The following is a 418-nucleotide window of genomic DNA, read 5'->3' as shown; positions in this document are numbered from 1 at the left end:
GCGAAGTCCTTGCAACCCTTCCAGATCTCGGTGAAGAGGAGGTCAAGTCGGCGATTGAGGCGGCCTATGTTGCCCAAAAGAACTGGGCGAAAAGGACGGGTAAGGAGCGCGCCGCAGTCCTGCGAAAACTGTACGACCTCATAGTATCGAATGTCGATGATCTTGCCACTATCCTCACCCTAGAGATGGGGAAACCATGGACGGAGGCGAAGGGAGAGATTCTTTATGGTGCATCCTACGTCGAGTGGTTCGGTGAGGAAGCAAAGCGAGTCTACGGCGACACCATTCCAGGTCATCAGCCGGATAAGCGCATCATCGTGATCAAGCAGCCCATCGGAGTTGTTGGGGCCATCACGCCGTGGAACTTCCCGAATGCAATGCTTGCCCGCAAGATGGCCCCGGCAATCGCTGCCGGCTG

Annotated in this window: 1 protein-coding gene; it reads left to right on the top strand. The window is 56.5% G+C overall.

Going from position 1 to position 418, the window contains the following annotated elements:
* The coding region (locus EN869_RS33720) for an aldehyde dehydrogenase family protein (protein ID WP_128334416.1) at positions 1–418 on the top strand (418 nt) is incomplete at both ends.

Origin of the sequence: Mesorhizobium sp. M2D.F.Ca.ET.226.01.1.1 (assembly GCF_004022705.2) — a bacterium.
GTDB lineage: Bacteria > Pseudomonadota > Alphaproteobacteria > Rhizobiales > Rhizobiaceae > Mesorhizobium.
This window is presented reverse-complemented; position numbering and strand designations above follow the sequence as displayed.